The sequence below is a fragment of the Streptomyces kronopolitis genome (assembly GCF_050953795.1).
GTDB classification, from domain to species: domain Bacteria; phylum Actinomycetota; class Actinomycetes; order Streptomycetales; family Streptomycetaceae; genus Streptomyces; species Streptomyces kronopolitis_A.
This window is the reverse complement of record NZ_CP191856.1, coordinates 1-8,832: the sequence shown is the minus strand read 5'-3', so window position 1 is coordinate 8,832 and position 8,832 is coordinate 1. Positions and strand designations below refer to the sequence as shown.

General features: G+C 63.4%; 10 protein-coding genes. 2 read left to right on the top strand and 8 right to left on the bottom strand.

Annotated features, from left to right (window positions below; all coding sequences use genetic code 11):
• Positions 1-2: 2 nt before the first annotated feature.
• Positions 3-401 (bottom strand): hypothetical protein, encoded by a 399-nt coding sequence (locus ACQP17_RS35165; RefSeq protein WP_433860284.1) that lies wholly within the window; start codon positions 399-401, stop codon positions 3-5.
• A 198-nt stretch (positions 402-599) separates the two neighbouring features.
• Between ACQP17_RS35165 and ACQP17_RS35160 the strand changes: the two genes are divergently transcribed.
• Entirely contained in the window at positions 600-902 is a 303-nt protein-coding gene (locus tag ACQP17_RS35160) for a hypothetical protein (protein WP_433860283.1), read from the top strand.
• A 249-nt stretch (positions 903-1,151) separates the two neighbouring features.
• Here ACQP17_RS35160 and ACQP17_RS35155 read toward each other — a convergent pair whose 3' ends face one another.
• The 4 genes from ACQP17_RS35155 to ACQP17_RS35140 form a co-directional block, all read right to left on the bottom strand.
• Positions 1,152-2,531: a protein rep gene (locus ACQP17_RS35155; RefSeq protein ID WP_433860282.1), complete on the bottom strand. Its 1,380-nt coding sequence runs from the start codon at positions 2,529-2,531 to the stop codon at positions 1,152-1,154.
• Between the two features lie 140 nt (positions 2,532-2,671).
• Positions 2,672-2,983, bottom strand: coding sequence for a hypothetical protein (locus ACQP17_RS35150; protein WP_433860281.1), 312 nt, complete (start codon positions 2,981-2,983; stop codon positions 2,672-2,674).
• On the bottom strand, positions 2,980-4,416 hold the full coding sequence (locus ACQP17_RS35145; RefSeq protein WP_433860280.1) for a hypothetical protein: 1,437 nt from the start codon (positions 4,414-4,416) through the stop codon (positions 2,980-2,982). Before ACQP17_RS35145 ends, ACQP17_RS35150 begins: the two co-directional genes overlap by 4 nt.
• A gap of 2 nt (positions 4,417-4,418) precedes the next feature.
• On the bottom strand, positions 4,419-4,817 hold the full coding sequence (locus tag ACQP17_RS35140) for a hypothetical protein (RefSeq protein WP_433860284.1): 399 nt from the start codon (positions 4,815-4,817) through the stop codon (positions 4,419-4,421).
• A gap of 198 nt (positions 4,818-5,015) precedes the next feature.
• Between ACQP17_RS35140 and ACQP17_RS35135 the strand changes: the two genes are divergently transcribed.
• Positions 5,016-5,318, top strand: a complete 303-nt coding sequence (locus ACQP17_RS35135; RefSeq protein ID WP_433860283.1) for a hypothetical protein — start codon at positions 5,016-5,018, stop codon at positions 5,316-5,318.
• Positions 5,319-5,567: 249 nt separating this feature from the next.
• Here the strand turns inward: ACQP17_RS35135 and ACQP17_RS35130 are convergent, their stop codons facing one another.
• The 3 genes from ACQP17_RS35130 to ACQP17_RS35120 form a co-directional block, all read right to left on the bottom strand.
• Complete coding sequence (locus ACQP17_RS35130) at positions 5,568-6,947, bottom strand: protein rep (RefSeq protein ID WP_433860282.1); 1,380 nt, start codon at positions 6,945-6,947, stop codon at positions 5,568-5,570.
• Between the two features lie 140 nt (positions 6,948-7,087).
• On the bottom strand, positions 7,088-7,399 hold the full coding sequence (locus ACQP17_RS35125; RefSeq protein ID WP_433860281.1) for a hypothetical protein: 312 nt from the start codon (positions 7,397-7,399) through the stop codon (positions 7,088-7,090).
• On the bottom strand, positions 7,396-8,832 hold the full coding sequence (locus ACQP17_RS35120; RefSeq protein ID WP_433860280.1) for a hypothetical protein: 1,437 nt from the start codon (positions 8,830-8,832) through the stop codon (positions 7,396-7,398). The genes ACQP17_RS35125 and ACQP17_RS35120 overlap by 4 nt, the downstream gene beginning before the upstream one ends.

The following is an 8,832-nucleotide window of genomic DNA, read 5'->3' as shown; positions in this document are numbered from 1 at the left end:
GATCAGCCCTCCGACTTCCGGCCAGCCGGAACGGCGTTGAGGGCTCGGACTTCGTCAGCCTGGTACCAGGCGGTTCCGCCCACGATCTTCTCGTTGCCGTTGCGATCGGTCCGCTTCTCAGCCGGGCTGACTCCGACTCGGAAGCCGACCAGCTCGATCGGCTGGGGACCACTAACCGACTTGGCGGGGTCCTGCTCGGAGGCGATGCCGACCTTGAGGATTTCGTTTTCGACGCGGCCGAACTGGGTGAAGGTGGCGACGACCTGTACCTCCCACTTCGGGATGCCGTCCTTGGTCGTGTCCTGCTTGTCGTTGTTGCCGAAGACGGTCTTCGGGGAGCTGCTGAGGAACATCAGCATGTTGAAGCTCTTGACCTGGTCAACGAAGAAGATCGCGGGCATAACAGGTGCCTCTCTCGTGTAGGTGATCTCTGTCGTACACCGAGGGTCGGACATCTGGCCTGTGGACAGATTTCGCAGAATCTGCCTGACGGGTCATCACTTGCCGAACCGTGGTGGACGGGGCGTCACGTGGCCTACAGTGAACCTACGACGCACATGGTGTCAAGTGACTTAGCAGATTCAGTGAGAGGACATGTCATGGCGAAGGATCCGGCACACATGCGGGCGCAGCTGCGGACGCAGGCTCTATCGGAGCTGATCTCATACGCAGCCAAGTCAGATCGCGTGACGTACAAGGATCGTGCTGAGTGGTATCGGAATTTGATCCGGACTGCGATGGAGATCAGTGCCGAAGCGAAGAAGCTGGAAACTGAACTGTGTGCGCGGGCAGTTCAGGAAAAGGCGTTGACAGTTACTGAGGTTTCTAATGCTGCGAAGATCAGCAGGAATGCCGTGTATGCGCGTGCTGAAGTTGTCTATCCAGATGGCATGCCGGAATGAAAAGAGCCCCCGTCAGGGGGCTTTGATCTGTGTCCCGCCGGGGGCGAACCTTCCGCCGGAGGCGGTCGCGCAATTTTTGTTTTTGGGGCCGGAGTTGATGAACTCTTTAATTTACGGGGGCCCCTCCGGGAGCAAGAAAAGGGGCCGAGTGCTAACTACTGGGTGAGGGCATCCTGCCCTCTCCATTGGCACAAGTGTAATGGCCCCTTTTCATGCTCCCGCCCCGCAAATCAAACAGTTCACCAACTCCTAGGAAGACTTGGCGACTGACGGTGCGTCAGGGCCTTTCTCGTAGACCAGGTGGTAGGCCGTGAGCAGGTTGACGAGTTCAGCGAACCCGCCGTTCTCTGCTGTGTCGAGGATGGCGGCCTGGAGGCCAGGGACCCGACGGATGGACTTCAGCGATTCGGCCGGCAGGAGTGCCCAGGTCTCTCCTCCGATGTCTTCCGCGGCAACCTCTTCGTCGGTCAACTCTGGTTCGTCGTCGAGGAGTTGAGCCCGCAAGCCGCGTGACCAGGTGATGGCCCGGCGCCGGAAGGTGCCCTTCTCGTACTCCTGCCAGATGGGGACAACGGCCATGTCTCCAGTCTGGCGCATGTACTCCAGCATCTCGAACGGCGCGAGGGTTCCGAGACGGCCGGCCTTCATGTCGCCGCGAGCCATCTCGTTTCCCAAGTGGCCTTTTCCTTCTTGCACTTTGGCGATGTATTCGCCTGCCTCTTCCGGGGTGGTGACTTTGGACCAGTTGACGCCGTGTTCTTTGCTCGGCTCGAAGCCCTTCTTCTTCATCCAGGCTCGCCAGGTCTTGTCCCAGCGGTGAATGGCGTATGCGAGTTCTTCGCCGGTCTCGTTGTTGAGGAGCAATACGACGTGCAAGTGCGGGTGCCAGCCGTTTCGAGTTCCGTAGGTGACTTCGAGAGAGCGAATGTTTCCGCGTACTCCGAGCCGGTCCCTTTCTCCGACGACTTCGCGCTTGGGATCTCCAGCCCAGGCCCGGCCAGACATGAGTTTCCGCCAGCCGTTGGCGACCGCATCGAAGAGCGGAGCCAGGTCGTGATGGCGTTTGTGGCGAGCCGTCAGGGTGACCATCCAGGCTGTTCCGCCTTCGGCCATATGCCGGGCGACAGCGCGAGCGATTTCGTCGGCACGGGTTGCCCTGATCTTGGCTGAGCACACCGGGCAGGCCCAGATGGAACCGCATGTGCAGAAGCCGGACCAGTGCGCGACACCGGCGTTGAGGACGATGGCTGCCAGGCCGTCGCCGACGTTGCCGTTGGTCGTCCGGCCGCACTTGCGGACGCGGTCGAGCGTCGTGATCGACCAGAGGATTTCCCGCTGAGCGAACCGCTTGCCCCGGCGCGATTGCCGAACGCCCGATTCGGCCTCTGAGCTGGGGGTTTCTTGGTTGTGGGAAACATTATTCGCGTTGTACCTAGGGAGGCCGTTCGCCAGGCCGCCAGAGGCGGCCCCGGCTCCCCCTCCTGCCTGCGGCCCGGGGGGCCGGGGAACCTGGCGACCGGCGTTGGCTCGAAGGTCTTTCGCGACCTGTTCGGTGACCAGCTCTCCGTATGTGGCCCGATCGGCCTTGTCGTCTCGCGCTGTGTCATCGGCCTGCTCTACGCTGCCCATGGACGTTCTCCGTTCTCGCTATCGCAGGTGGTGCGGAGACCCAGAGGCCCGGCCGTCGCAAGCGGTCCGGGCCTCCGTCGTTTCTCATCTGAGATCCTTCGGGGTGTGGCCGACCGGCGTGGTACGAACACGCCGGTCGGTCACTTCTTGCTCTGGTCTCCGATCAGGCTCTTGATCACGAGCCAGCCGAGGGCGCATGAGATGGCGCCGATGCCGATCGCGACCGCGACGACGGCGACCGCCAGGAGCACGGCGATAACCAGTCCTCCCGCTCCGGCTCCGGCGATGAGCTGTCCTGCGTGAGCCTTGAGCCAGCTTGGTTGTGGGGCCTGTTGTTGGACGACGACCACAGAGGCCGTCTGGAAGCCGTGTGCGGGGCTGAGAGCTTGTCCGGGGCCGATGGTGAGGGGTTGGGGGCTGTAGACCGCCGTGGCGGTCTCCTGTGGGCTCATGAGGCGTTCCTCCGTCGGGTGTTGGTCTTGCGGGTGGTGTCCGTCTGCAGGGGGATGGTGGGGCCGGCCTTCTCGGCGGATGCGTCTCGGATGGTTGGGGCAGCCGCGGGGATGACGTTGCGAAGAAGGCCGGCCGAGTCGGTGACGAGCTGGAGCATCTTGGCTTCGTCGATGTCGCCGACTCGAACGCGGTCGTAGCGGCCAGCCAGGCCGGGGACGCCAGTGACAACGCAGACCCCTGCGAAGCGTTCCTTGTCGATGAGGGCGGTCGGCTGGTTCTCCTCGTCCTGCCGGATGCCGTTACCGAGCGCGGCTTCTGCCCCGTCGATCGTGAAGGTGGCGAAGCAGATACCGACTTCGAGGTTGTCCCGGACCGCGGTCGGGATCGCGTCGCCGGTTTGCTTCTGGGTTCCGACGATCGGGATCACTCCGAGACCTCGGCCTTCCTTGGCCACGGACCTCATGAGCCGTTGGTTGGCCTCGATGAGTTCTTTGTCCTTGCCCTTGAGTCCGGCCGCGTCGATGTAGTTGTGGCACTCGTCCATGAGCACCAGGACCAACGGGATCGTGGTGGTCGGCCCGGCCTTCCAGAACTTGTGAGTTCCGCGTTCGGCGACGAGCTGGGCGGGGCGGTCCTTGATCAGGCGGACGAGCTCAGTCAGACGTTGGTGGGCGGTCTCGGGGTTGTCCCCGACGGTGAACATGGCTCGCTGGCCTACCTCTCCCCAGTCGCCGTATCGCGGGTCTGAGGTCTTGCCGTCGAAGACGACGAACTGGACTTCCGGCCTGCGGGCGAGGGAGGCGAACCAGCCGAGCATGAGCATGGTTTTGCCGTAGCCCGGCATCCCAGCGACCTTGATCCCGGAGAGTTCTCGAAGCGGGATGTTGATCTCTCGGCCCCAGGGGTTGCGACCGATGGGGAGGACCCAGTCGTTCGTGCTCGGGAAGGCGTACGGGAAGTGGTCATCGAGGGGGTTGCCGACAAGGCCCCGGAGTTCGACGAGGCCGGCCGCGATGCGCTGGACTTCGACTGTCTCGCAGCCCCAGGAGTCGGCCAGCCATCCAGCCGCTTTTTCGTACTCCTCGATGCCGACCTTGGGGATCGTGGCGGCTCGGACGCGGATGCCCCAGGGCTCGGGGAAGACCTTGAGCTTGGGCACCACGGTGATGGGCTTCATGGCTTTGCCGTCGAGGGACTTGCGGCCCTTGGTGTTCTCGTCGACGCGGGCGAGGCCGACGTTCGGCGCGAGCCTTTTCCACTGGCGGGTGACCTTCCAGGCGTGACGGATTCGCGTCCTTTGGAAGGGTGTTGCCCGGATGTAACGGTATGCGGTGATGAAGAGCCAGACGGCCCCCCAGCCGACCAGGACCGCGAGTGCGATCAGGCCGAAGAGGGGGGCCGCCGTCAGCCCGTCAGAGACGGAGGAGATCACGATCAGCCCTCCGACTTCCGGCCAGCCGGAACGGCGTTGAGGGCTCGGACTTCGTCAGCCTGGTACCAGGCGGTTCCGCCCACGATCTTCTCGTTGCCGTTGCGATCGGTCCGCTTCTCAGCCGGGCTGACTCCGACTCGGAAGCCGACCAGCTCGATCGGCTGGGGACCACTAACCGACTTGGCGGGGTCCTGCTCGGAGGCGATGCCGACCTTGAGGATTTCGTTTTCGACGCGGCCGAACTGGGTGAAGGTGGCGACGACCTGTACCTCCCACTTCGGGATGCCGTCCTTGGTCGTGTCCTGCTTGTCGTTGTTGCCGAAGACGGTCTTCGGGGAGCTGCTGAGGAACATCAGCATGTTGAAGCTCTTGACCTGGTCAACGAAGAAGATCGCGGGCATAACAGGTGCCTCTCTCGTGTAGGTGATCTCTGTCGTACACCGAGGGTCGGACATCTGGCCTGTGGACAGATTTCGCAGAATCTGCCTGACGGGTCATCACTTGCCGAACCGTGGTGGACGGGGCGTCACGTGGCCTACAGTGAACCTACGACGCACATGGTGTCAAGTGACTTAGCAGATTCAGTGAGAGGACATGTCATGGCGAAGGATCCGGCACACATGCGGGCGCAGCTGCGGACGCAGGCTCTATCGGAGCTGATCTCATACGCAGCCAAGTCAGATCGCGTGACGTACAAGGATCGTGCTGAGTGGTATCGGAATTTGATCCGGACTGCGATGGAGATCAGTGCCGAAGCGAAGAAGCTGGAAACTGAACTGTGTGCGCGGGCAGTTCAGGAAAAGGCGTTGACAGTTACTGAGGTTTCTAATGCTGCGAAGATCAGCAGGAATGCCGTGTATGCGCGTGCTGAAGTTGTCTATCCAGATGGCATGCCGGAATGAAAAGAGCCCCCGTCAGGGGGCTTTGATCTGTGTCCCGCCGGGGGCGAACCTTCCGCCGGAGGCGGTCGCGCAATTTTTGTTTTTGGGGCCGGAGTTGATGAACTCTTTAATTTACGGGGGCCCCTCCGGGAGCAAGAAAAGGGGCCGAGTGCTAACTACTGGGTGAGGGCATCCTGCCCTCTCCATTGGCACAAGTGTAATGGCCCCTTTTCATGCTCCCGCCCCGCAAATCAAACAGTTCACCAACTCCTAGGAAGACTTGGCGACTGACGGTGCGTCAGGGCCTTTCTCGTAGACCAGGTGGTAGGCCGTGAGCAGGTTGACGAGTTCAGCGAACCCGCCGTTCTCTGCTGTGTCGAGGATGGCGGCCTGGAGGCCAGGGACCCGACGGATGGACTTCAGCGATTCGGCCGGCAGGAGTGCCCAGGTCTCTCCTCCGATGTCTTCCGCGGCAACCTCTTCGTCGGTCAACTCTGGTTCGTCGTCGAGGAGTTGAGCCCGCAAGCCGCGTGACCAGGTGATGGCCCGGCGCCGGAAGGTGCCCTTCTCGTACTCCTGCCAGATGGGGACAACGGCCATGTCTCCAGTCTGGCGCATGTACTCCAGCATCTCGAACGGCGCGAGGGTTCCGAGACGGCCGGCCTTCATGTCGCCGCGAGCCATCTCGTTTCCCAAGTGGCCTTTTCCTTCTTGCACTTTGGCGATGTATTCGCCTGCCTCTTCCGGGGTGGTGACTTTGGACCAGTTGACGCCGTGTTCTTTGCTCGGCTCGAAGCCCTTCTTCTTCATCCAGGCTCGCCAGGTCTTGTCCCAGCGGTGAATGGCGTATGCGAGTTCTTCGCCGGTCTCGTTGTTGAGGAGCAATACGACGTGCAAGTGCGGGTGCCAGCCGTTTCGAGTTCCGTAGGTGACTTCGAGAGAGCGAATGTTTCCGCGTACTCCGAGCCGGTCCCTTTCTCCGACGACTTCGCGCTTGGGATCTCCAGCCCAGGCCCGGCCAGACATGAGTTTCCGCCAGCCGTTGGCGACCGCATCGAAGAGCGGAGCCAGGTCGTGATGGCGTTTGTGGCGAGCCGTCAGGGTGACCATCCAGGCTGTTCCGCCTTCGGCCATATGCCGGGCGACAGCGCGAGCGATTTCGTCGGCACGGGTTGCCCTGATCTTGGCTGAGCACACCGGGCAGGCCCAGATGGAACCGCATGTGCAGAAGCCGGACCAGTGCGCGACACCGGCGTTGAGGACGATGGCTGCCAGGCCGTCGCCGACGTTGCCGTTGGTCGTCCGGCCGCACTTGCGGACGCGGTCGAGCGTCGTGATCGACCAGAGGATTTCCCGCTGAGCGAACCGCTTGCCCCGGCGCGATTGCCGAACGCCCGATTCGGCCTCTGAGCTGGGGGTTTCTTGGTTGTGGGAAACATTATTCGCGTTGTACCTAGGGAGGCCGTTCGCCAGGCCGCCAGAGGCGGCCCCGGCTCCCCCTCCTGCCTGCGGCCCGGGGGGCCGGGGAACCTGGCGACCGGCGTTGGCTCGAAGGTCTTTCGCGACCTGTTCGGTGACCAGCTCTCCGTATGTGGCCCGATCGGCCTTGTCGTCTCGCGCTGTGTCATCGGCCTGCTCTACGCTGCCCATGGACGTTCTCCGTTCTCGCTATCGCAGGTGGTGCGGAGACCCAGAGGCCCGGCCGTCGCAAGCGGTCCGGGCCTCCGTCGTTTCTCATCTGAGATCCTTCGGGGTGTGGCCGACCGGCGTGGTACGAACACGCCGGTCGGTCACTTCTTGCTCTGGTCTCCGATCAGGCTCTTGATCACGAGCCAGCCGAGGGCGCATGAGATGGCGCCGATGCCGATCGCGACCGCGACGACGGCGACCGCCAGGAGCACGGCGATAACCAGTCCTCCCGCTCCGGCTCCGGCGATGAGCTGTCCTGCGTGAGCCTTGAGCCAGCTTGGTTGTGGGGCCTGTTGTTGGACGACGACCACAGAGGCCGTCTGGAAGCCGTGTGCGGGGCTGAGAGCTTGTCCGGGGCCGATGGTGAGGGGTTGGGGGCTGTAGACCGCCGTGGCGGTCTCCTGTGGGCTCATGAGGCGTTCCTCCGTCGGGTGTTGGTCTTGCGGGTGGTGTCCGTCTGCAGGGGGATGGTGGGGCCGGCCTTCTCGGCGGATGCGTCTCGGATGGTTGGGGCAGCCGCGGGGATGACGTTGCGAAGAAGGCCGGCCGAGTCGGTGACGAGCTGGAGCATCTTGGCTTCGTCGATGTCGCCGACTCGAACGCGGTCGTAGCGGCCAGCCAGGCCGGGGACGCCAGTGACAACGCAGACCCCTGCGAAGCGTTCCTTGTCGATGAGGGCGGTCGGCTGGTTCTCCTCGTCCTGCCGGATGCCGTTACCGAGCGCGGCTTCTGCCCCGTCGATCGTGAAGGTGGCGAAGCAGATACCGACTTCGAGGTTGTCCCGGACCGCGGTCGGGATCGCGTCGCCGGTTTGCTTCTGGGTTCCGACGATCGGGATCACTCCGAGACCTCGGCCTTCCTTGGCCACGGACCTCATGAGCCGTTGGTTGGCCTCGATGAGTTCTTTGTCCTTGCCCTTGAGTCCGGCCGCGTCGATGTAGTTGTGGCACTCGTCCATGAGCACCAGGACCAACGGGATCGTGGTGGTCGGCCCGGCCTTCCAGAACTTGTGAGTTCCGCGTTCGGCGACGAGCTGGGCGGGGCGGTCCTTGATCAGGCGGACGAGCTCAGTCAGACGTTGGTGGGCGGTCTCGGGGTTGTCCCCGACGGTGAACATGGCTCGCTGGCCTACCTCTCCCCAGTCGCCGTATCGCGGGTCTGAGGTCTTGCCGTCGAAGACGACGAACTGGACTTCCGGCCTGCGGGCGAGGGAGGCGAACCAGCCGAGCATGAGCATGGTTTTGCCGTAGCCCGGCATCCCAGCGACCTTGATCCCGGAGAGTTCTCGAAGCGGGATGTTGATCTCTCGGCCCCAGGGGTTGCGACCGATGGGGAGGACCCAGTCGTTCGTGCTCGGGAAGGCGTACGGGAAGTGGTCATCGAGGGGGTTGCCGACAAGGCCCCGGAGTTCGACGAGGCCGGCCGCGATGCGCTGGACTTCGACTGTCTCGCAGCCCCAGGAGTCGGCCAGCCATCCAGCCGCTTTTTCGTACTCCTCGATGCCGACCTTGGGGATCGTGGCGGCTCGGACGCGGATGCCCCAGGGCTCGGGGAAGACCTTGAGCTTGGGCACCACGGTGATGGGCTTCATGGCTTTGCCGTCGAGGGACTTGCGGCCCTTGGTGTTCTCGTCGACGCGGGCGAGGCCGACGTTCGGCGCGAGCCTTTTCCACTGGCGGGTGACCTTCCAGGCGTGACGGATTCGCGTCCTTTGGAAGGGTGTTGCCCGGATGTAACGGTATGCGGTGATGAAGAGCCAGACGGCCCCCCAGCCGACCAGGACCGCGAGTGCGATCAGGCCGAAGAGGGGGGCCGCCGTCAGCCCGTCAGAGACGGAGGAGATCAC

Coding starts and splice junctions, on each gene's coding strand:
- ACQP17_RS35165 (WP_433860284.1), bottom strand. CDS start 401: ATGCCCGCGATCTTCTTCGTTGACCAGGTCAAGAGCTTCAACATGCTG.
- ACQP17_RS35160 (WP_433860283.1), top strand. CDS start 600: ATGGCGAAGGATCCGGCACACATGCGGGCGCAGCTGCGGACGCAGGCT.
- ACQP17_RS35155 (WP_433860282.1), bottom strand. CDS start 2,531: ATGGGCAGCGTAGAGCAGGCCGATGACACAGCGCGAGACGACAAGGCC.
- ACQP17_RS35150 (WP_433860281.1), bottom strand. CDS start 2,983: ATGAGCCCACAGGAGACCGCCACGGCGGTCTACAGCCCCCAACCCCTC.
- ACQP17_RS35140 (WP_433860284.1), bottom strand. CDS start 4,817: ATGCCCGCGATCTTCTTCGTTGACCAGGTCAAGAGCTTCAACATGCTG.
- ACQP17_RS35135 (WP_433860283.1), top strand. CDS start 5,016: ATGGCGAAGGATCCGGCACACATGCGGGCGCAGCTGCGGACGCAGGCT.
- ACQP17_RS35130 (WP_433860282.1), bottom strand. CDS start 6,947: ATGGGCAGCGTAGAGCAGGCCGATGACACAGCGCGAGACGACAAGGCC.
- ACQP17_RS35125 (WP_433860281.1), bottom strand. CDS start 7,399: ATGAGCCCACAGGAGACCGCCACGGCGGTCTACAGCCCCCAACCCCTC.